Annotated in this window: 18 protein-coding genes and 1 riboswitch; of the genes, 12 read left to right on the top strand and 6 right to left on the bottom strand. The window is 71.9% G+C overall.

The genetic code is table 11. From position 1 onward, the window contains the following. Positions 1–318 precede the first annotated feature (318 nt). From ACFVX9_RS31455 to ACFVX9_RS31445, 3 genes are all read left to right on the top strand, one after another. A complete protein-coding gene (locus ACFVX9_RS31455; RefSeq protein WP_350879663.1) occupies positions 319–585 on the top strand; it encodes a DUF3311 domain-containing protein in 267 nt (88 codons plus the stop codon). Further along, a complete protein-coding gene (mctP, locus tag ACFVX9_RS31450; protein ID WP_063347866.1) occupies positions 582–2,195 on the top strand; it encodes a monocarboxylate uptake permease MctP in 1,614 nt (537 codons plus the stop codon). Before ACFVX9_RS31455 ends, mctP begins: the two co-directional genes overlap by 4 nt. Positions 2,196–2,350: 155 nt before the next feature. Then, entirely contained in the window at positions 2,351–3,139 is a 789-nt protein-coding gene (locus ACFVX9_RS31445; protein WP_380379455.1) for a histidine phosphatase family protein, read from the top strand. A 43-nt stretch (positions 3,140–3,182) separates the two neighbouring features. Here ACFVX9_RS31445 and ACFVX9_RS31440 read toward each other — a convergent pair whose 3' ends face one another. After that, complete coding sequence (locus ACFVX9_RS31440; RefSeq protein WP_380379452.1) at positions 3,183–4,142, bottom strand: helix-turn-helix domain-containing protein; 960 nt, start codon at positions 4,140–4,142, stop codon at positions 3,183–3,185. A gap of 407 nt (positions 4,143–4,549) precedes the next feature. Here ACFVX9_RS31440 and ACFVX9_RS31435 point away from each other — a divergent pair, with 407 nt between their 5' ends. Next, positions 4,550–5,044, top strand: coding sequence for a GNAT family N-acetyltransferase (locus ACFVX9_RS31435; RefSeq protein ID WP_380342789.1), 495 nt, complete (start codon positions 4,550–4,552; stop codon positions 5,042–5,044). A gap of 135 nt (positions 5,045–5,179) precedes the next feature. Then, on the top strand, positions 5,180–7,330 hold the full coding sequence (locus ACFVX9_RS31430; protein ID WP_380379447.1) for an acyltransferase family protein: 2,151 nt from the start codon (positions 5,180–5,182) through the stop codon (positions 7,328–7,330). Between the two features lie 7 nt (positions 7,331–7,337). Here ACFVX9_RS31430 and ACFVX9_RS31425 read toward each other — a convergent pair whose 3' ends face one another. The 5 genes from ACFVX9_RS31425 to ACFVX9_RS31405 form a co-directional block, all read right to left on the bottom strand. Continuing rightward, a complete protein-coding gene (locus ACFVX9_RS31425; RefSeq protein WP_380486077.1) occupies positions 7,338–8,534 on the bottom strand; it encodes a glycoside hydrolase family 113 in 1,197 nt (398 codons plus the stop codon). Positions 8,535–8,549: 15 nt separating this feature from the next. Next, positions 8,550–10,001 (bottom strand): glycosyltransferase family 2 protein, encoded by a 1,452-nt coding sequence (locus ACFVX9_RS31420; protein ID WP_063347871.1) that lies wholly within the window; start codon positions 9,999–10,001, stop codon positions 8,550–8,552. Between the two features lie 195 nt (positions 10,002–10,196). Continuing rightward, positions 10,197–11,099 (bottom strand): hypothetical protein, encoded by a 903-nt coding sequence (locus ACFVX9_RS31415; RefSeq protein WP_380379442.1) that lies wholly within the window; start codon positions 11,097–11,099, stop codon positions 10,197–10,199. A gap of 182 nt (positions 11,100–11,281) precedes the next feature. Then, positions 11,282–12,736 (bottom strand): glycoside hydrolase family 26 protein, encoded by a 1,455-nt coding sequence (locus tag ACFVX9_RS31410; RefSeq protein WP_159398436.1) that lies wholly within the window; start codon positions 12,734–12,736, stop codon positions 11,282–11,284. Positions 12,737–12,876: 140 nt separating this feature from the next. After that, a complete protein-coding gene (locus ACFVX9_RS31405) occupies positions 12,877–13,896 on the bottom strand; it encodes a hypothetical protein (protein WP_387984759.1) in 1,020 nt (339 codons plus the stop codon). Between the two features lie 421 nt (positions 13,897–14,317). After that, a riboswitch (cobalamin riboswitch) is annotated at positions 14,318–14,460 on the top strand. A gap of 191 nt (positions 14,461–14,651) precedes the next feature. Between ACFVX9_RS31405 and ACFVX9_RS31400 the strand changes: the two genes are divergently transcribed. From ACFVX9_RS31400 to ACFVX9_RS31370, 7 genes are all read left to right on the top strand, one after another. After that, positions 14,652–17,075: a ribonucleoside-diphosphate reductase subunit alpha gene (locus tag ACFVX9_RS31400; RefSeq protein ID WP_380561239.1), complete on the top strand. Its 2,424-nt coding sequence runs from the start codon at positions 14,652–14,654 to the stop codon at positions 17,073–17,075. 20 nt (positions 17,076–17,095) lie between these two features. Continuing rightward, positions 17,096–18,091, top strand: coding sequence for a ribonucleotide-diphosphate reductase subunit beta (locus ACFVX9_RS31395; RefSeq protein WP_079136257.1), 996 nt, complete (start codon positions 17,096–17,098; stop codon positions 18,089–18,091). A 325-nt stretch (positions 18,092–18,416) separates the two neighbouring features. After that, complete coding sequence (locus tag ACFVX9_RS31390) at positions 18,417–18,914, top strand: Scr1 family TA system antitoxin-like transcriptional regulator (RefSeq protein WP_387984771.1); 498 nt, start codon at positions 18,417–18,419, stop codon at positions 18,912–18,914. Between the two features lie 265 nt (positions 18,915–19,179). Next, a complete protein-coding gene (locus ACFVX9_RS31385) occupies positions 19,180–19,416 on the top strand; it encodes a hypothetical protein (protein ID WP_380381081.1) in 237 nt (78 codons plus the stop codon). A 93-nt stretch (positions 19,417–19,509) separates the two neighbouring features. Then, complete coding sequence (locus ACFVX9_RS31380) at positions 19,510–19,746, top strand: DUF397 domain-containing protein (protein WP_380381083.1); 237 nt, start codon at positions 19,510–19,512, stop codon at positions 19,744–19,746. Between the two features lie 76 nt (positions 19,747–19,822). Beyond that, positions 19,823–20,242: a hypothetical protein gene (locus ACFVX9_RS31375; RefSeq protein ID WP_380379539.1), complete on the top strand. Its 420-nt coding sequence runs from the start codon at positions 19,823–19,825 to the stop codon at positions 20,240–20,242. A gap of 188 nt (positions 20,243–20,430) precedes the next feature. Further along, on the top strand, positions 20,431–20,712 hold the full coding sequence (locus tag ACFVX9_RS31370) for a hypothetical protein (protein ID WP_380379541.1): 282 nt from the start codon (positions 20,431–20,433) through the stop codon (positions 20,710–20,712). Positions 20,713–20,765 lie beyond the last annotated feature (53 nt).

The following is a 20,765-nucleotide window of genomic DNA, read 5'->3' as shown; positions in this document are numbered from 1 at the left end:
AAGGGAAGAAGGGGCAAAGGAGGGCGGGAGTCCCCCACCCCCCCCCCTCCCCCCCGGTGCCCGTTCGCGTCACGGGAGGGGCAGTACCGGTCGAATACGACCGGTAGCCGTCCGGATGGCGGGAAGTTGCACCGACCCCGGTGACATGGATCACTCCATGCCCTAGATTGCGCAGCCGTACTGACTGTCGATCACCGATGGTGCTGCTCGGCGGGTTCGCGGGGGCGTGCGGTGCCCCGCGGGCTGCGGCGCCGACGGGGAGAACCCTCCGGAGCGGAGCCGAAGATGCCGTCTGATCCCGATACCGTCGAACCTGTCATGCCCGAGCCACCCGGGGACCGGGTGCCCGCGGTGACCCCCGAACGGGTGCTGGCCGGGCTCGCCCTGCTCGTGCCGATCGTCGCGATGCTGTGGGTGTCCTCGTACGACAAGACCGACCCGGGCGTCGGCGGGGTGCCGTTCTTCTACTGGTACCAACTGCTCTGGGTGCCGGTGTCCGCGGTGTTCACCGTGGCCGCGTACCTGCTGATCAACCGGGACGAGAAGGCCCGCAAGGCGGCGCGGAAGGCCGGTGGCGCGCGATGAGCCACGTCAACGTCACGGCCCTCACCGTCTTCGTGCTGTTCTTCGCCCTGGTCACCGTGATGGGCTTCCTCGCCTCCCGCTGGCGCCGCGCGGACGACGCGGCGCACCTGGACGAGTGGGGCCTGGGCGGCCGCAGCTTCGGGACCTGGGTCACCTGGTTCCTGCTCGGCGGCGACCTCTACACCGCGTACACCTTCGTCGCCGTCCCGGCGGCGGTCTACGCGACCGGTGCGGCGGGCTTCTTCGCGGTGCCGTACACGATCGTCGCCTACCCGCTGGTCTTCCTCTTCCTGCCCCGGCTCTGGTCGGTCTCCCGGGTGCACGGGTACGTCACCCCGGCCGACTTCGTCCGCGGCCGGTACGGCTCGCGGCCGCTCTCCCTGGTCGTCGCGCTGACCGGGATCCTGGCCACCATGCCGTACATCGCGCTCCAACTCGTCGGCATCCAGGCGGTGCTGGACGTGCTGGGCGTCGGCGGCGGCGAGAACGCCAACTGGTTCGTCAAGGACCTGCCGCTGTTCCTCGCCTTCGGCGTGCTGGCCGCGTACACCTACTCCTCCGGGCTGCGCGCCCCGGCGCTGATCGCCTTCGTCAAGGACGCCCTGATCTACATCGTGATCATCGTCGCGGTGATCTACATCCCGATCCGGCTCGGCGGCTACGGGCACATCTTCGACGCGGCCGCGCACAAGTTCAGCGCCCCCAAGTCCCCCGGCTCGCTGACCCTCCCGGGCGACAAGCAGTGGACGTACGCGACGCTGGCGCTGGGCTCGGCGATGGCGCTGTTCATGTACCCGCACTCGGTGACCGGCGTGCTGGCCTCCAAGTCCCGCGGCACGGTGCGCCGCAACATGGCGATCATGCCCGCGTACTCGCTGATGCTGGGCCTGCTGGCGCTGCTCGGCTTCATGGCCATCGCGGCGGGCGTCGGCAAGGGCGACAAGAAGTTCAACGCCCAGCTGTCCGTGCCGCAGCTGTTCGCCGACATGTTCCCGGACTGGTTCACCGGCGTGGCCTTCGCGGCGATCGGGATCGGCGCGCTGGTGCCGGCCGCCATCATGTCGATCGCGGCGGCCAACCTGTTCACCCGCAACGTCTACAAGGAGTGGCTGAAGCCCGCCGCCACCCCTGCGGACGAGACCCGGATCGCCAAGCTGGTCTCGCTGCTGGTGAAGGTCGGCGCGCTGGTCTTCGTGCTCGGCATGGACAAGCAGGCCGCGATCAACCTCCAGCTGCTCGGCGGCCTGTGGATCCTGCAGACCTTCGTGGCGATCGTCGGCGGCCTGTTCACCCGCTGGTTCCACCACTGGGCGCTGTTCGCCGGCTGGGCGGCCGGCATGGCCTACGGCACCTGGAAGGCCTACGGCATCGCGAGCCCCGCCACCAAGCACTTCGGCGGCAACGCGGCCGCTATCCCCGGCATCGGCGAGATCGGCTACATCGGCCTGACCGCCTTCGCGCTCAACCTGATCGTCGCGGTGGCGCTCACCCTGGTGCTGCGCGCCGTCAAGGCGCCCGACGGCCCGGACGAGACCAGGCCCGCCGACTACAGCGCCGAGGCCGGCGACGAGGAGCCGAAGAACGCGCCGGAGCCCGTAGCGGCGCACTGATTCGCGCCGCACGCGCCCTGTGATCGCGCCGCCCTCTCCGTGAACACTGGAGAAGGCGGCGCGATCATATGTATGAACAGCCGCCTTCGCAGGGCACCACCAGACCGGACCGGCGACCGGCCGGCAACTGATCGACCCACGGGGAGCACGCGGCCATGGCAGAACTCGGCACCACCCTCAACGGCCAGCACCAGTCCACCCAGAGCCCGCACCACCTCACCACCCACCGCCCGGCGTCGGCCACCCGGCTGCCGTCCGTGCTGATCGCCACCCGGCACGGCGAGTCCACCGCCAACGTCGAGTTCCAGCTGGCCGAGGCCGCCGGCGCGCTCAGCGTCCCGATCAGCTGCCGGGACGCCGACATCCCGCTGTCGCTGCACGGCCAGCAGCAGGCCCAGGCACTCGGCCGCTGGTGGGCCGCCCTGCCCAGCGCCGACCGCCCGCGCAGCGTCTGGTGCTCGCCGTACGTGCGCACCACCGAGACCGCCCGGATCGCGCTCGCCCAGGCCGCCGGGCTCGGCGCCGTCCCGGTCACCCTCGCCGTGCGCCACGACGAGCGGCTGCGCGACCGCGAGCTGGGCGTCCTGGAGATGCTGACCCGGGCCGCGATCGAGGCCAAGCACCCGGAGGAGTCCGCCCGGCGGCGCAAGATGGGCGAGCTGTACTACCGGCCGCCCGGCGGCGAGTCCTGGGCCGACGTCGCGCTGCGGGTGCGCAGCCTGCTGCGGGACCTCTGCGAGGAGGAGGCCGGGCGGCCCGTCCTGCTGGTCGCGCACGACTGCACGGTGCTGATGCTGCGCTACGTGCTGGAGCGACTCACCGAGGAACGGCTCACCTCGCTCGCGCCCGTGCGCAACTGTTCCACCAGCCTGTGGCGCGCCCAGGACGGGCGGCTGCACCCGGACCGCTGGAACAGCGTCGACCACCTCGCCCTGGAGAACTGACCGCCGGTCACGAGTCCTCGTCCGGTCACGCCTGCTCGTCCGGTCACGCCTCGTCGTCCGGGCCGGCGAAGCAGCGCCGGTAGGCCAGCGGCGTGGTCCCCAGCCGGCGCCCGAAGTGGTGCCGCAGCGCGGCCGCGTTGCCGAAGCCGCAGCGGGCGGCGATCGCGTCCACCGGTTCGGCGGTGGACTCCAGCAGCCGCTGGGCGAGCAGCACCCGCTGCCCGGTCAGCCAGCGGTGCGGCGTGGTGCCGGTCTCCTGCTGGAAGCGGCGGGCGAAGGTGCGCGGGGACATGTGGACCCTGGCGGCCAACTGCTCGACGGTGCAGTCCCGGTCCAGGTGGTGGCGCATCCAGTCGAGCAGCGGCGCCAGCGAGTCGCCGTCGCCGCCGGGCAGCGGGCGGCTCACGAACTGGGCCTGCCCGCCCTCCCGGTGCGGCGCCACCACCATCCGGCGGGCGATCCCCCGGGCCACCTCGGCGCCCTGCGCCTTGCGCACCAGGTGCAGGCAGGCGTCGATGCCGGCGGCCGTCCCGGCCGAGGTGATCACCGGGTCGTCGTCCACGTACAGCACGTCCGGCTCGACGGCGGTCCGCGGGAAGCGCCGGGCCAGGTCCTCGCTGTGCCGCCAGTGGGTGGTGGAGCGGCGGTCGTCCAGCAGCCCGGCGGCGCCGAGCACGAAGGCGCCGCTGCAGATGGACAGCACCCTGCCGCCGTCCGCCACCACCGAGCGCAGCCCCGCCAGCAGCGGCTCCGGGTACTCCGGGCGGATCGTCGTCGCGGTGACCACCACCAGGTCGGCCCCGGCCAGCCGCTCGGGGCCGTGCGGGACGTCCACCGCGAACCCGGAGTGCGTCGTGTGCGGTCCGGGGCGGGCGCCGGCGATCGCGAAGTCGTACCCGGGCAGGCCGTCGGCCGTGCGGTCGAGGCCGAAGACCTCGCAGGCGACACCGAGCTCGAAGGGGTGGATCTCCTCCAGCACCACCGCGACCACGTTCTTCAGCATGCCGCCCAGGATGCCCCGGCCAGCACCGGCGACGGAAGGCCGGGGCAGGCCCGGGTGGCAGTTTTTCGATGAGATCAGTCATTCCTGCCACTCGTGGCCGCCGCCCCGCCCGACCAGAGTGGAGCCATGGACACCGGCACTCTCGCAAGCGCAATCGCCCTGGTCGGGGCCGTCGGAGGTTTCGGCCTGCTCGGCACCCTGATCGGCCGGGAGGTCGCCCGCGGCGCCGCCGCCGGCCGCGACAACTGGCACCGCCCGGGCGGCTACCCGGCCGGCCCGGAACGCCTGGACCGGCTGTACGGCACCATGCCCGCCGCCTCGCTGCGCCCCTCCGCCGACCCGGCCACCCTCCCGGTCCGGGCCACCCCGGAGATCATCACCCCGGACGGCTCCGGCACACTGACGGGATGGACATCCTCATCCGCCAGGCCCTTCCGGAGGACCTCGACGACGCCGGCCGCATCACCGTCGAGGCCTTCGTCGGCGACGGCCACACCTCGCCCGAGAGCAGCTACGTCGAGCTCCTGCGCGACGCCGCCCGCCGGGCCCGGGAGGCCGAGCTCCTGGTCGCGGTCGACCAGGCCGAAGGACGGGTCCTCGGCTGCGTGACCTACGCCGTCGGCGGCACCGAGTGGGCCGACATCGCCGGCCCCCGCGAGGGCGAGATCCGGATGCTCGCCACCGCCGCGGCCGCCCGCGGCCGGGGCGTCGGCGAGGCCCTGGTCCGCGCCACCATCGCCCGCAGCCGCGCACTCGGCCTGGACGGCATGGCGTTCTCCACCCGCCCGCAGATGACCGCCGCCCACCGCGTCTACGAGCGGACCGGCTTCCGCCGCACCCCCGAGCGCGACTGGTCCCCGTACCCGGGCATGGACCTGATGGTCTACAGCCTGGCGTTCTGAGCCAGGCCGGGGCGTCGTCGGCCCTACCCCTCCCCGGTGACCGACAGACGATCAACGGACGTCTTTTGATATAAACCACAGATCACGTCTGATGCCACGTCGCGGCAGCCGACCGATCCCGGGGGGACGCACCACATGGACGACGGGCCCGGCCTCGGCACGCCCGCGAGCGGCCCCACGCTCCAGGACATGCGCACGTCCCGGGGCATCGAGCCCCCGGCCACCAGCCGCTACGCGATCCCCGCACCGACGCCCCGGCCGCGCGGGCCGCTGCCGCCCTCCGTCCGCTTCCCGGCGGTCGACGGGCTGCGCGGCCTCGCCATCGCCTCCGTCCTGCTCTACCACACCAACTGGTTCCAGAACGGCCTGTTCGGCGTGGACGTCTTCTTCGTCCTCTCCGGCTTCCTGGTGACCCTGGTGCTGATCCGTGAACTGGACCGCACCGACGGCATCCGGCTCGGCGTCTTCTACCGCCGCCGGGCCAAGCGGCTGCTGCCCGGGCTGCTCGCCACCGTCCTCCTCGTCGTCGCGCTGTCCGCACTGGTCAGCCCGCTGCGGGACGTCAAGGACCTCCGCCCGCAGGCGCTCGCCGCGCTCGGCCAGGTCGCCAACTGGGCCCAACTGGCCCGCGGCGACGCCTACTGGCAGCACTTCGCCTCCATCGACCCGCTCGCGGCCATGTGGTCGCTCAGCATCACCGAGCAGTTCTACGCGCTCTGGCCGCTGCTGCTGCTCGCGGTCTTCGGCCTCTGCCGCCGCTCGCTGCGCGCGACCGGCGTCGTCACCGCCGGGCTGTTCGTCGCCGCCGCGCTCGTCGCCCCGCTGATGTGGAACGGCGACAACAGCGACCGCCTCTACCTCGGCACCGAGACCCGCGCGGTCGGCTTCGCGGCCGGCGCCACCGCCGCCTTCGCGGTCTACCTGCGGCTGCGCCGCCAGGTCCGCGCGGCGGCCCCCGACGACGACGGCGCCACCCGCTCCCGGCGGCGCCTGCTCGACCGCTCCGCGGCGGCCGGCACCCTGGCACCCGCCCTGCTCGGGACCGCGGCCCTCGGCGGCCTGGTCTGGGCCAGCCTGTCCGTCAGCGGCTACCACGAACCATTGCTCTACCAGGGCGGGCTGGCCGTGGTCGCGACGCTGGCCGCCGTCCTGGCCGCCTCGCTCTGCCACGACCGGGGCCCGCTGGTCCGGCTGCTGTCACTGCCCCCGCTGCGGCTCACCGGCACCATCTCCTACAGCCTCTACCTGCTCCACCTGCCGGTGTACTGGCTGCTCCAGCACTACGTCGACGACATCTCGCCGCAACTGCTGCTCGCCATCGGCGCACCGCTCTCCTGGGTGCTGGCCTGGCTGATGCACACCGGCACCGAGAAGCTGCGGGTGCTGCGCTGGCGGGCCTTCCCGGCCGTCCCGCTGCTGGCCGTCGCCACGGCGGTGGCCACCACCGGCGCCTGGTACCTGCCCGCCTGGGTCCAGTACGACATGCGGTCCGGGCCGAGCGGCAAGCCCTCGGTCCTCGTCCTCGGCGACTCCTTCGCCCAGGACCTCGCCACCGGCCTCTACCGGCACGGCGACCGCTACCGGGTGGTCGACGGCGGGATCAGCGGCTGCGGCGTGTTCGACCCGGACAAGGTCCGCACCACCTCCGGCGAGGAGTTCGACACCAGCCGGGAGTGCCGCGACCGGGCCGCCGCGTGGGACCGGCAGCTCGCCGGCGCCGCCCCGCAGGCCGTCGTGATCCACCTCGGCTGGGACGCCGCCGAGCAGTACCTCGACGGCAGCTGGCTCAGCCCCTGCGAGGAGGACTACAGGAGCCGCTACACCGCCCAGCTCACCCAGGCCGTGGACCAGGTCCGTCGCCGCGCGCCCGGCGCCCGGGTGCTGCTGATGAACGAACGGGTCGAGAACGGCGCCATCAACAAGGGCTGGGGCACCTGCTACGACCAGCAGGTCGCCGCCTACGTGAAGGCCACCGCCGGCGCCGTCCGGCTGGTCGACCTCAACACCTTCTTCTGCCCGTACGAGACCTGCGCGTGGAAGGACCGCGACGGCCACTGGGTCACCCCCGCCAACGACGGGGTGCACCTCACTCCGGCCGGCATGCGGTTCGTGACGCCGTGGCTGGAGCAGCAGATCGCGGACGGACTGACCGGACCGCCGTCGGGGCCGCCCCCGGCCGCCCCGACGCCGACCTCGACCCCGACGGCCGCGCCGACCCCTGCGCCGACGACCACCAAGCCCACGGGCCGGCCGAGTTCGCCCCAGCCCGGCCGGGCCACGCCCTAGCCGGAGCCTAGGACGGCGGCAGTTCGTAGGTCTGCGCGAAGCAGTCGCGGATCGCCTGCTCGGAGGCCGGGCGCCCTGCGTAGTCCATCCGCGGGGTGTCCTTGTTGGTCGGCAGGTTCGGGTCGATGCCGAAGTACAGCGACCAGAAGTACAGCCCGCGCAGCTTGCGCTCCTGCGCCACCTGGCAGACCGCGGTGAACCAGGTCGCCTGGACGGCCTCGTTCAGCTCGGTCTTCTTGTAGTACTCGCCGGGTGTCTTGTAGGCACCCTTCTGCGCGGGGATGCCCACCTCGGTGAGCTTGGTGGTCGGCTGCGGCCCGCTGCCGCGCTTGTCGAGCCAGGCGTTCCAGCTGGCCTTCAGGTCGGCGACCGGGGCGTCGTCACCGGACGACTTGGCCGGCGGGTAGGCGTCCACGCCCGTGCCGTCCGCCGGGACCGCTATCGGGCCCTTGGACCAGTTGTCGAAGTTCGCGTCGTACACCAGCTCGCCGTGGAAGGTCTTCCGCGCCTGGTCGATGAGACCGGGCCACCGCGGGTCGCCCTCCAGCGAGTTGAACTCGGTGCCGATGGTGACCTCGGCCGCGGAGTGCTCCTGGGCGGTCTTCAGGTAGGGCGTCAGGAAGGCGGCGTAGCTGGCGAACCAGGCGTCCCGGTCGGTCGGCGCGATGTTGCCGCGCCACTTGAGGGTGTTGAGGTAGTCGAAGACGTCCTCGTCCATGATCGGACGGATGGTGGTGCGCAGGCCCGCCCGGTGGGCGGCGTCCAGCAGCAGGGCCAGCCGCTCCGGGGTGGGGGTGGTCGGCCGGGCGGCGACGGCGTTCGACCTGGTGCCCGTCGTGTAGTACGGGAAGGTCACCGACAGGGAGTTGGCGTTCAGCCCGACCACGTACTTGACGATGCGGTCGACCTTGCCCTGGACGAAGTTGTCCGGGTCCGCCGGATCGTCCAGCCAGTACACCTGCACGCCCCACTCGGGGCTGCCCTCGGCCCACGGGCGGGCCACCTTGGGGCCGGTGTCCTCGGCCGGCGGCGCGTCCTTGCCGAAGCCCCAGACCCGGCCCTGCTCGGTCGCGGAGCCGGCCCAGTGCACGGCGGTCGGGCGCTGGTGGACGAACTTGAGCGGGTGGTCCCCCCAGACCACCGGGACGCCGACGGTGATGGCGACCACCACGGTCGGCAGGATGAAGATGACGGGGCGCTTCACAGCGGTGACCTCCGATCAGGCCGGCTTGGCGATGACGACGAACTTGTTCTCCTCGCCCTTGAGGAACTTGATCAGCCCGCGCAGGCCGCCCCAGCCCTCCAGGAACGAGAACAGCGGGATGGCCGCCACCACGACGATCGGCTCCCACCACTTGCGCCGGTGGTTCGCCGAGGCGACGACGTTCAGGCGCAGGCCCTCCCAGTACGTCCAGATGACGTAGGCGAAGTTGATCGACCAGACCAGCACCACGGACTGGGTGACCGGGGAGGTGTTCCAGGTGCCGGTGAACCAGGCGACCAGCAGCACCAGGCCGACGTGCTGGAGCGGGCCGAGCACCCAGCTGACCATGCCCATCCCGATGAACAGCCGGTACCGCAACGGGATCGTCCTGTTGAAGCAGAGCGCGACCAGGCCCCAGGCCCAGCGCTCGCGCTGCTTGAGGAAGTCCTTGACCCCGGCCGGCGAGGCGCCGTAGCAGCGCCCGTTGAACCAGTCGCTGCGGCCCGGGTAGCGCTGGCAGAAGTTCAGCGCCATCTGGGCGTCCTCGACGATGGTCTTCGGGCCGAAGTCCCAGCCGATGGTGGCCTCCACCGAGGAGCGCATCAGGAGCAGTTCGCCGTGCACGCCGGCGATCGGGGTGCCGGTGCCGGTCATCGCGCGGAAGCGGGCGATGTCGTCGGCCGGGCGGATCGCGTCGGCGAGCCAGGTGAAGGTGGAGACGGCGTTCTCCCGCGGGTACGTCAGGATGCCCTGCGCCATGTGCTTGGCGTCGTCCCCGGCCCGGCGCTGCCGGTTGACGAACTGCGCGACGGCGGCGGCGGTGTCCGGGCCGACGCCGGTGTCGTCGTCCATGTGCAGCACCCAGACGTCGTCCTCGGCCTCGCCCTCCTCGATCCGCAGCTCGTGCGAGTAGTGGTTGGCGCGGGCCTTGAACTTGGTGCCGTTGGCCGTCTCGTAGGCCTTCGGCACGGTCACCACCCGGATCAGCGGGTTGCGGGCGGCCAGCCCGTCGATCTTCTCGGCGGCCGCGCAGCCCTCCTCGGTGAGGACGTCCACCCGCATCCACGGGAAGTAGGCCGGCAGGTGCTCGACGTACGAGAGCACCGAGCGCTCCAGCGCCGGATAGGTGTCGTGGCGGCCGATGGTCGGCACCAGCACGATCAGGAAGTCGTCCTCGACCGGCACGGCCGGCGTCATCCGGCTCACCTGGCGCAGCCGGCGGCGGACCATCAGCACGCCCTGGAAGCCGATCAGGACGCCGAACACCGGCATCCCCCACAGGATGGTGATCGTCCAGCCGAGCGGGGTGGGGTTGGGCACGTAGGCCCAGACCGAGAAGGCGAAGATGACCGTGAAGGAGAAGTAGAACGGGAGGACCCGGGGCTTCCACGACATCTGTCGCTCGGCGAGCCGGGCGGCCTCGCGGGACGTGGTGAGCACCGTCCGTGCGGGGGCTGTCGATGGCATGGCGAAAGTCGCTCCTCGTCTGCTGGCGGGCCGATCCCCTGCGGGAGCCGGGTCGTTCGTGGGCGGTCCGGGGTTGCGGCGGTCCAGGCCCGCGGAGGTTCAGGGCTGCGGAGGTCCGGGGCTGCGGAGGTTCAGGGCTGCGGCGGTTCAGGGCTGCGGCGGTTCAGGGCTGCGGCGGTTCGGGGCTGCGGAGGTTCAGGCCTGCGGCGGGCGGTCCGTCGGCGGACGGTCCGTCGGCGGGCGGTCGGCCGGGGGCGCGACCGGGCCCGGGGCGACCGGACCGGGCGTCACCGGCGGCGCGGCGGGCCACGGCTGCTGGGCGAGCGTCGACGGGTGCGGGGCCGGCTGGGTGGGCTGCTGCGCGTACGGCACCGGCTGCGACGGCTGGGCCGGCGCCGGCTGCGGCCAGGCGGCGGGCTGCGACTGCGGCGCCGGGGGCTGCTGCGGCCACGCGGGCTGCGGCTGCTGCTGGAACGGCGGCTGCGGTGGCCAGGCGGCCTGCGGCTGCGGCGGCTGTTGCTGCTGTTGCTGCGGCCAGGCGGGCTGGTGCTGGAACGGCTGCTGCTGCTGGAACGGCTGCGGGCCCGGGGCCGGCTCGGCCGGGATCGTCTGCAGCAGCGACCAGTGCAGCTGTCCGCCCGACGCCGCGGCGGCTTCCGACGCCCCCCGCTCCCGCCACTTCAGCCGGGCCAGCAGCAGGATCAGCGCCGCGGTGACGACCACGCCGAGCGCGAAGGTCGCGAGCTTGAGGCCGCCCTCGGTGGTGCTGGTGAACCACTCCCGCTGCGGCTTGTCCAGGAGTGCGCCGGTCAGGCTGCGCACCCGGTTGTACCCCTCGACCAGTGCGACGCCGGCCGCCACCCCGAGCGCCCAGGTGCGCCCGCGCAGCAGCAGGATTCCCGAAACCAGGTAGATCAGGCCGTAGTTGAGGCTGCCGGTCTCGGCGTCCACCGAGGTGCCGCCGTAGTAGAAGATGCCTTTGACGTAGGTCGCGAACCCGACCTGGCCGAAGCAGTTGTACGCCGCCCAGCCGAGCAGCACCACGCCCCAGCCGACGGCGATGCCGCCGGCCGCGCGCATCGCACGCGCCTGTCCCATCCCGCACCCCCGCCCCGCCGGGCCCGTCCCGGCGTCAGCCCCTCGGCTTCGCCGCCACAGGATGCCACACGGCACAACGGACACGGTATTCCGGCCGTTCAACGGAATTCAGTGGTGTAGCACACCTCGCGGCGACCGGCTCGGCGGACGCACGGGGCGGCTCGACGAACGCGCGGGGCGGCTCAACGGACGTGCAGGCCGCCCCAGTCGACGTTCGCGCCGAACGGGCCTGCGCCGCCGGTGAGCGCCAGCGGGCTGTGGTAGGTGGCGTTGACGTCCGCGCCGGAGTTGCGCGGCTGGTCCGGCGTCAGGTTGTCCGAGGTGAGCGACTGCCCCCAGACCGTCCAGATCGTCCAGGGCGTGCGCCGCAGCGTGTCCGGCTGGCGGGAGTTGACCGGGACGGCGAAGGACTCGGCCAGGATCCGCGGCTTGCCGTAGGCGGCGAGCCCGTCGTAGTACCGCTTGGTCCACACCTCGCCGGTGCCGATCGGGTGCGCGGGGCTGCCGCTGTAGTCGTCCACCCCGACCACGTCGACGTACTGGGAGCCCGGGTAGTAGTCCCACGGGTCCGCGCCGGGGGCTCCGTCCCAGGACACCGGCGTCCAGACGAACAGCAGGTTGTGCAGGCCCCTGGTCTCCACCAGGTAGCGGTAGGTGATCCGCCACAGCGCCTGGTAGTCGGCCGGCTTCTGGCCCGACCACCAGAACCTGCGGGCGCAGTCCTGCACGTTCATCTCGTGGTACGGGCGCAGCAGCACCGGCACGTCGTGGGCGGCCAGGTACTCCAGGTGGTCGGCCAGGTAGGACAGGTCGGTCATCAGCGCGCGGTACTCGGGGGTGTCGTGCGCGCTGTCGACGACGCGGCCGAACCAGCCCTTGTCCTTCGCGGCCGGGGAGTTCGAACAGAGCACCTGCTCGAAGGACTTGACGTCCGAACCGGGGTAGGGCTGGTGGAAGGACATGCCGACGATCCCGGCCGGCCCCCCGCCGTTGTCGGGCAGTTCGGTGGTGGTGCCGTCGCAGTTGTGCTGGACACCGGCCGTGCCGTAGCTGCCGTCGTCGGCGCGCGGGTGGCCGGACCAGACGGCGGAGAGCAGGTCGACGGCGTCGTCGGTGTACTGCCAGCCGGCCCGGCAGGTGGGCCACCGGCCGGCCGAGTAGGAGCGCGGGTCGCCGACACCCCAACCGGTCTGGCCGTAGCCGGGGCCGAGGTCGGTCTCGACGAAGCCGGGCAGCTTGCCGGTGAGGTCGGCGGCCTTCTTGTAGTAGTAGCCGACCTGCTTGGTGCCGCGGTAGTCGCCGTACTCGGGGTTGTTGCGCTCGTTGTGCGCCTCGACGTGCTGGCCGATCACCGTCCCGCCGCTCTGCCCGGTGCGGGCCTGCCCCTCCAGGTCGGCGAGCAGTTGCTGGACGGCCCGGGCGTTCGGCGAGGCCTGCGGGTCCCGGGCGAGCAGGTCCCGGCCGACCTCCGGCGGCAGGGTGCGGCCGGAGAAACCGACCGCCACCGGGACGCGGGCGGGCTGTTCGCCGTCGGCCCGGCCGTCGCGCTGCAACAGCGCCACGGCGCCCGCGGCCACCACGACCCCGGCCGCGGCCAGGACGGCGGGCTTGCCGCGCAGGGCTCTGGGCAGGGCCACGGACCGCTCCTCCGGTTGCTCGCCGGCACCGGCCCAGGCGGACACAACCGGAACACTCGTGCGAATGACTGCCCCGAGAGCCTGCCACACTCCCCCGGCCCCGGCGAGCGAACCCGCCGGGGCCGGGGTGTCACGGCGGATCAGCCGGCCGCGGCGGCCCCCGGCGCACCCGGCGCGGCCGCGGCCTTGGCGCGCTGGAGCAGCTGGCCCTTCACGTGCTCGCCGAAGCCGGCGGCCGCCGCGGTGGCGGCGGCGTCGGCGGTGTTGCCGCCCTTCGCCGAGCCCTCGACCGTGAAGTAGGCGTACCGGCCCAGGGTGTTGTGCGTGTTGGTGCAGCCCGGCGTAGCGCAGAAGGCCGGCGCGCCCGGCGCGACGGCGCCCTTGAGGTGGCCGGTGTAGCTCTTCATCGAGGTCTCGGCCTGGATCTTGTGGTCGAAGACCGCGACGCCGACGGTCACCGCGCTGTCGCCGGAGACGTAGGTCGCCCGGAGCACCTTCTGGCAGCCCTGGTCACCGAGGACCTTGCCGAGCCCGCCGGTCGTCGAGTTCCCGTCCCAGCAGGGCGAGTCCAGCGAGACGAAGGTCCGGTTCCAGGTGGCGCCGTTGACCGTCACCTGGAGTGCGGAGAACAGCGCCCCCGCGTCCTGCGGCGCCGGGTCGGTGGCGGCCTCCCAGATCGGCTTCGACGGGTCGTCCGGCGCGCCGCCCGGGGTGCCGGACGGGTTCCCGCCCGGGGTTCCGGCGGCATTCGGCGCGGCACTCGGTGCGGCGGAGGACGGCCGGTTGGAGGCCGAGGCGGTCGGCCCGGCGGTCGGCTTGTCGCCGTCGCCCTTCGTCAGCAGCACCGCACCGCCCGCGACCAGGCCGCCGACCAGGACGACCGCGACCGCCACGCCGAGGGCCCGCAGCCGGCGGCGGCGCTTGTCGTCCGCCGCGTTGCGGTCCGCCAGCGCCTGCCAGTTCGGCTCGGCGCGCTGCGGCGCCTGGGGCTGCGGGTACGGCTGCGGGTGCGCCTGCGGGTGTCCTTGGGGATGCGTCTGGGGATGCGGCTGGGGGTTCGGCTGCCACTGCGGCGGCAGCTGCTGCCCCGGTTGGCCCGGCTGTGGCAGCGGAGGCTGCCCCGGCGGGCCGGGCTGCGCCACCGGCTGCGCGGGCGGCACCGGAGGCCCGTACGAGGCCGGCGGCGGCCCGAAGCCCCCACTCGGCGGCAACACCGGACCGGGCACCACCGGCGGCTGCTGACCGTGCGCGTCCCCCGGCCCGGCGGGAGGCGTTCCCTGCGGACCCTGCCCGGGTGCGCCAGTTCCGTCGCTCACGCGCCCCCTCGCTTCGCTCGATGATCGCTTCGCGAAACGCGCCCCTCGGCGCTTCGCTCGCTCATGCGCCCAGATCGTAGGGCATGCCCCCGCCAGCCGGTCCGCCCGGTGACCGTTCCGTATCGAAACCAGGACGCCGGAGCCCGGAACCAGGGCCCCGGGAGCCCGGATCCGAGGCGCCCCAAGGCCACGGCCCGCCCCCTCCCAGCACCCCCGGTTATCGCGCCGACACACCGCGCCGTACTACATGTGGGGTCGCATCAGAGAGACACCACAAGATGTATGCTCAATCCTGCTGTCGATGCAGGGGAACCCGGTGCGAATCCGGGACTGCCCCGCAGCGGTGAGCGGGCGGCTCCAGCAGCCGCACCGCGAGTCCGAGTACCTGCCGACGGTGTGCGCACGGGCCCTCCCGCAGAGGCCGCGCCAGCACGAGAACTACCTTCCGGGCCTCGCGGGCGGGCCGGGGACGCCACTGTCGCGCGACGCTTTCTGCGTACGTGCCGTGCTCCCCTGCCCCGAACGGCCCGGTACCCCCCGATCACCGCCGCCGATCGCCGCCAGGAGAGAGCGCCTTGACCACCGCTGCCTCAGCCACCCTGCCCGCCCAGGGCACCGGCCCCGCCCCCACCGACCCGACGGTCTCCGACCCCGGCGGCGCGCTCCTTCGGCTGCTCACCGACCGCAGCGTCGACCTCCCCCAGGTGGACCCCGGCCATGTCGCCGCCGCCGCGCTGCGCGGCCGCCACGCCGGCTCGGACTTCGCCGAGCTGCGCGGGCTGGCCGTGGACGCCGCCGCGTCGATGATCGCCGAGGACCCCCAGTACTCGAAGCTGGCCGCCCGGCTGCTCGCCCTGGAGATCGTCGACGAGGCGAACAGCCAGGGCTCGCGCTCCTTCGCCGCCTCGATCGCCGTCGGCCACGACGAGGGCCTGATCGGCGACACCACCGCCGCCTTCGTCGCCAAGCACGCCGCCGCCCTGGACGCGCTGATCGACGCGCACGGCGACGACCGCTTCGAGTACTTCGGCCTGCGCACCGTGCAGTCCCGCTACCTGCTGCGCCACCCGATCACCCGCAAGGTCATCGAGACCCCGCAGCACTTCCTGCTCCGCGTCGCCTGCGGCCTGGCGGTCGGCGACAGCGAGCAGTCCGTGCGCGAGGTCGCCGAGCTGTACGGCCTGATGAGCCGGCTGGAGTACCTGACCTCCTCGCCGACCCTGTTCAACTCCGGCACCCGGCACCCGCAGATGTCGAGCTGCTACCTGCTCGACTCCCCGCTGGACAACCTGGACTCGATCTACAACCGCTACGCGCAGATCGCCCGGCTGTCCAAGCACGCCGGCGGCATCGGCCTGTCCTACTCGCGCATCCGCTCGCGCGGCAGCCTGATCCGCGGCACCAACGGCAAGTCCAACGGCATCGTCCCGTTCCTGCGCACCCTCGACTCCTCGGTCGCCGCCGTCAACCAGGGCGGCCGCCGCAAGGGCGCGGCCTGCGTCTACCTGGAGACCTGGCACGCCGACATCGAGGAGTTCCTGGAGCTCCGCGACAACACCGGCGAAGAGGCGCGGCGCACCCACAACCTCAACCTGGCGCACTGGATCCCGGACGAGTTCATGCGCCGGGTCAACGCCAACGAGGACTGGTCGCTCTTCTCCCCCGCCGACGTGCCCGAGCTCGTCGACCTGTGGGGCTCCGACTTCGACGAGGCCTACCGCAAGGCCGAGCTGGCCGGCAAGGCCGTGCGCACCATCCCCGCGCAGACCCTGTACGCCCGGATGATGCGCACCCTGGCGCAGACCGGCAACGGCTGGATGACCTTCAAGGACGCCTCCAACCGCGCCGCCAACCAGACCGCGCTGCCCGGCCGCACGGTGCACTCCTCGAACCTGTGCACCGAGATCCTGGAGGTCACGGACGACTCCGAGACCGCCGTCTGCAACCTCGGCTCGGTCAACCTCGGCGCCCACGTCGCCCCCGGGGCCTCCGTCGACGACCTGCTCGGCGCCATGGACTGGGAGCGCCTCGACGCCACCGTCCGCACCGCCGTGACGTTCCTCGACCGCGTGGTGGACATCAACTTCTACCCGACCACCGAGGCCGGCACCTCCAACTCCCGCTGGCGCCCGGTCGGCCTCGGCGTGATGGGCCTCCAGGACGTCTTCTTCAAGCTGCGGATCGACTTCGACTCCGCCGAGGCCGCGCGGCTCTCCACCCTCATCGCCGAGCGCATCATGCTCACCGCGTACGAGCGCTCCGCCGACCTGGCCGAGCAGCTGGGCCGCCACGAGGCCTACGGCGAGACCCGCGCCGCCCGCGGCGAACTGCACATCGACCACTTCCCGACGGCCGCCCCGCAGTGGGCCGACCGCTGGACCGCGCTGCGCGCCCGCATCGCCGAGACCGGCCTGCGCAACTCGCTGCTGCTGGCCATCGCGCCGACCGCGACCATCGCGTCCATCGCCGGCGTCTACGAGTGCATCGAGCCGCAGGTCTCCAACCTGTTCAAGCGCGAGACGCTGTCCGGCGAGTTCCTCCAGGTCAACCCGTACCTGGTGCGCGAGCTCAAGGAGCTCGGCGTCTGGGACCAGCAGACCCGCGACGCCCTGCGCGAGGCCAACGGCTCCGTCCAGGAACTGGGCTGGCTGCCCGCCGAGGTCCGCTCGCTCTACCGCACCGCCTGGGAGCTGCCCCAGCGCGCGCTGATCGACCTGGCCGCGGCCCGCATGCCGTACCTCGACCAGAGCCAGTCGCTGAACCTGTTCATGGCGGCGCCGACCATCGGCAAGCTCAGCTCGATGTACGCCTACGCGTGGAAGGTCGGTCTCAAGACCACCTACTACCTGCGCTCGCGCCCGGCGACCCGGATCGCCCAGGCCGCCTCCGGTGCCGCCCGCGCCGCCGCGCCCGCGTCCGCGTCCGCGCCCGTGCCGGTGAACACCCCGACCCTCACCCCGGAGGAGGAGGCCGCGCTGGCCTGCTCCCTGGAGAACCCCGAGTCCTGCGAGGCCTGCCAGTGAGCACCCCCGACCGCGAGAAGATGCTGCTCGACCCCGGCTTCGAGCTGACCCTGCGCCCGATGCGCTACCCGTCGTTCTACGACCGGTACCGGGACGCGATCAAGAACACCTGGACCGTCGAGGAGGTGGACCTGCACTCCGACGTCGCCGACCTGGCCAAGCTCAGCGAGGGCGAGCGCCACCTCATCGGCCGCCTGGTCGCCTTCTTCGCCACCGGGGACTCGATCGTCTCCAACAACGTGGTGCTGAGCCTCTACAAGCACATCAACTCCCCGGAGGCGCGGCTGTACCTGTCGCGCCAGCTGTTCGAGGAGGCCGTGCACGTCCAGTTCTACCTGACGCTGCTCGACACCTACCTGCCCGACCCCGAGGACCGCAACGCGGCCTTCGCCGCGGTGGAGAACATCCCCTCCATCCGCCAGAAGGCGCAGTTCTGCTTCAAGTACATGAACGCCGTCGACCACATCGACTCGCTGCAGACCAAGGAGGACCGCCGCGCGTTCCTCCTGAACCTGATCTGCTTCGCGGCGTGCGTCGAGGGCCTGTTCTTCTACGGCGCGTTCGCGTACGTGTACTGGTTCCGCTCGCGCGGCCTGCTGCACGGCCTGGCCACCGGCACCAACTGGGTGTTCCGCGACGAGTCCATGCACATGGACTTCGCGATGTCGGTCGTCGACACGGTCCGCGAGGAGGAGCCCGACCTCTTCGACGACGAGATGGCCAAGCAGGTCACGGAGATGCTGGAAGAGGCCGTCGAGGCCGAGCTCCAGTTCGCCCAGGACCTGTGCGGCGACGGCCTCGCCGGCATGAACACCGACTCCATGCGCCAGTACCTGGAGGCCGTGGCCGACCAGCGCCTCGCCCGCCTCGGCCTGCCGATCCGCTACGGGTCCACCAACCCGTTCGGCTTCATGGAGCTCCAGAACGTCCAGGAGCTGACCAACTTCTTCGAGCGCCGCGTCTCCGCGTACCAGGTCGCCGTCGAAGGCTCCGTCGCCTTCGACGACGACTTCTAAAGCACTCAGACACACCAGAGGTGCCCCGCCCGGCTCACCGCCGCGCGGGGCACCTCTGTCTGTACCGACCTCACCTCTGAACTCCCCCGCCCCCGCCCGGCATTCACGCCGAACGGGGGCGGCCCAACCACTTTCCCGCTCTGGAAAGATCGGTTTCTTGACCCTGCGCCCACGGGGACTACGCAGACGCAGGACAGTTCTCGGCGCAGAGTTGCTGCCCGAGGACCGCCTCGACGAGTACCGCCGGTACCGGGAGATTGCTCTGGCTCACGCCCTGCCCTTCAGGGAGCACAAGGAAGCCAAGGCAAAGACGATCGCGGCATGACTGGAGCGCCAGGCCGTCCTGTACGACAGCCAGAGAGAGTTCCATTTCGTCATTTGTGAGCATGTCCTGCGGTGGCGGATATGCCCTCCTGCCATCATTGCTACGCAGCTCGAGCGCCTGGTTTCGCTGTCCCGGATTCCCAATTTAACCATCGGAGTTCTTCCCGCCAAAAGGCTGATGCCGGACTTTCCGATGACATGCTTCAGCATGCATGATGATCGCCTGGTCATTGTGGAGACGTTTCATTCAGAGATCACAACTCGCGATCCGAGGGATGTCGCTCTCTACATGTCAACATTCCTCAGATTAGACGCCGCGGCACTACATGGAGATGACATGCGGGACCTGATCGAAGGAATCCGGGACGAGTTCTTTCAGGAAAGAAACGCCAAGGGAGCCGCAATGGAAAGCAGGTCGGATTCAGCACGGATCGCAGGCCCAGGGCGGCAGGACGCCAGAACCCTCCGCCGAAAACGGCGCGGACAAGAAGCAGGTTGAGCTGGCAACCCTTGAGCGGAAGCTTGAGCGGCAGACGCCGCAGGATCTCTGCCAATAGCCGAGACACCCGGCAGGAATGACCCCAGCGGACCTTCGCGGCGCAGGAAGTCGGCCAGTCCGACTTCCTGCGCACGCGTCCGGAGCGACCACCTGAAATGGGCCGTGGAGAGTTCTTTCGGGAACAGGAAAGCGTGCAGGAATAACCCCAAACGCCCCGGTAATTTGGTGACTCGCCGAAATGATTCGAGAGCCACAGGAGCGCTCCATGCCCACTGACGGTTCCGCACAGCCGCCCGGCACCACACGCCGCCGTACACACGCGGAACTCATGGAGCGGATCGACAACAACCCAGTCCGGAAGGACCTGACAACCGGGTGCCTGGTCGAAATCGTGGGCGCCCAGGACGGCCGGGCGCTGGTCCGGCCGCTGTTCGAACCGGACACCCCACCGCGCCAGGTGCCGGCCGACCAGCTCACCACCCGCATCAACCTGTGGCGTTGACGGACCGGCCCTCCCCTTGAGTCTTCCGCCCAAGTCCTGGGCGGGGCGGGGCCGTTGCGTGCTGCCCCGAAGCGATACCGGAAGGTGCAGGCGATGACTGACCACAACCTGTACGAACTCGACCTCTCCCGGGTCGAGTTCAACCGCGCGTGCGGCGGAAACCAGGGCGGGGGCGATGACGGCGAGTCGTGCGTGACCCTCGGCCTGGTCGAGCGGGGCGTCTACGCCCTGGGCGACAGCAAGCGTCCTGACCGCGAGCCGTTGCTGTTCACCGCCGAGGAGTTGACCAACGCCGGGATCGACCCGGCCCGGTTCGGCCTGTCCGTCTGAGCCCCCCGAACAGCCCCGGCCGCCCGCAGTCCCGTGCGGGCGGCCGGGGCTTCAACGGCTCCGAGGAGAAGCACAGTTGCACTTCCACGGCTACGAGTGGGCCGGTGACGGCCGACTGCTGGCGAAGGAGCCGGAGCGTCGCCCGATCGAGGCCGCACGGTTCGGCCTCTCGGAACTCCCGCCGATGATGACCGGCTGGTGGCTGCTGCGGCCCACCGCCCAGATCCGGGGCACCTGGGAGACGGCGGCCGACGCAGCCGACTGGCTTGCGGCACGGTACGAGGAGCACACACCGGGCGGCGATCCGTGGCTTCCCACCGAGGCACGGCGACTCTGCGCGATCGAGCAATTGGAGGGTGCCGCAGACGTGGTGTGGTCCCGCTGGGTGTCCGACAGCCGCTGGTCGGGCCACTACGTGATCGCGTGCCCCCACAGGATCTGGCCGGACATCCCTTGCCCGACCCGGCACACCGCTCGACCACCGGTCTCGGGCTGACGCTGCCGCCCCGCCTCCGGGGCCCGCCGGAGTTTCTGGCGGGCCCCGGAACACGTTCGGCGAGACCGGTCAATCTTCGCCGGGAAGGAACGCCAGCTCAGGACTCTCGTGACGCCCCCGGTACCGGCCGGGCCGGCTAGGGAGGACACTGGCACCGGTCCCGCCCGCACGAGACTTCCGGAGGAACGGTGAGCGCAGCGTCCCTGCACGGCCACCACGACGACCAGCAGCCGATCCCGCGGACCCAGAACGCAGTCGCCACCGCGCTCCCGTCGGCGCAACGGATGGAGTTCTACCGGGAGATGGGCGAGGCTGACGACTCGACGATCGGCGGCGTCCTGCGGCGCTGGTGGCTGCGAGCCCAGCTCTACCGCGATCCGGAAGGTGACCGCATCCACGCCGCCATCCAGGCCGGCACCGCCCCGGGCACCCCCGCGTCCGCAGTCCTGCGCCGTCTCGGGGCCCAGTGAGCAACCTTGTCCGATAGCCGCCGGTCCGGCCACCGCATGATCGTGTGCCCCGA

It is taken from the genome of Kitasatospora sp. NPDC058243, assembly GCF_042882025.1.
In the GTDB taxonomy this organism is placed as follows: Bacteria; Actinomycetota; Actinomycetes; order Streptomycetales; family Streptomycetaceae; genus Kitasatospora.
Note: the sequence above shows the minus strand (reverse complement) of the source record. Positions and strands in the feature narration are given on the sequence as shown.

What these genes read in the sequence shown, in the direction of transcription:
- mctP (WP_063347866.1), top strand. Translation starts at nt 582, where the DNA reads ATGAGCCACGTCAACGTCACGGCCCTCACCGTCTTCGTGCTGTTCTTC.
- ACFVX9_RS31420 (WP_063347871.1), bottom strand. Translation starts at nt 10,001, where the DNA reads ATGCCATCGACAGCCCCCGCACGGACGGTGCTCACCACGTCCCGCGAG.
- ACFVX9_RS31430 (WP_380379447.1), top strand. Translation starts at nt 5,180, where the DNA reads ATGGACGACGGGCCCGGCCTCGGCACGCCCGCGAGCGGCCCCACGCTC.
- ACFVX9_RS31380 (WP_380381083.1), top strand. Translation starts at nt 19,510, where the DNA reads ATGACTGACCACAACCTGTACGAACTCGACCTCTCCCGGGTCGAGTTC.
- ACFVX9_RS31395 (WP_079136257.1), top strand. Translation starts at nt 17,096, where the DNA reads ATGCTGCTCGACCCCGGCTTCGAGCTGACCCTGCGCCCGATGCGCTAC.
- ACFVX9_RS31455 (WP_350879663.1), top strand. Translation starts at nt 319, where the DNA reads ATGCCCGAGCCACCCGGGGACCGGGTGCCCGCGGTGACCCCCGAACGG.
- ACFVX9_RS31445 (WP_380379455.1), top strand. Translation starts at nt 2,351, where the DNA reads ATGGCAGAACTCGGCACCACCCTCAACGGCCAGCACCAGTCCACCCAG.
- ACFVX9_RS31435 (WP_380342789.1), top strand. Translation starts at nt 4,550, where the DNA reads ATGGACATCCTCATCCGCCAGGCCCTTCCGGAGGACCTCGACGACGCC.
- ACFVX9_RS31415 (WP_380379442.1), bottom strand. Translation starts at nt 11,099, where the DNA reads ATGGGACAGGCGCGTGCGATGCGCGCGGCCGGCGGCATCGCCGTCGGC.
- ACFVX9_RS31385 (WP_380381081.1), top strand. Translation starts at nt 19,180, where the DNA reads ATGCCCACTGACGGTTCCGCACAGCCGCCCGGCACCACACGCCGCCGT.
- ACFVX9_RS31440 (WP_380379452.1), bottom strand. Translation starts at nt 4,142, where the DNA reads ATGCTGAAGAACGTGGTCGCGGTGGTGCTGGAGGAGATCCACCCCTTC.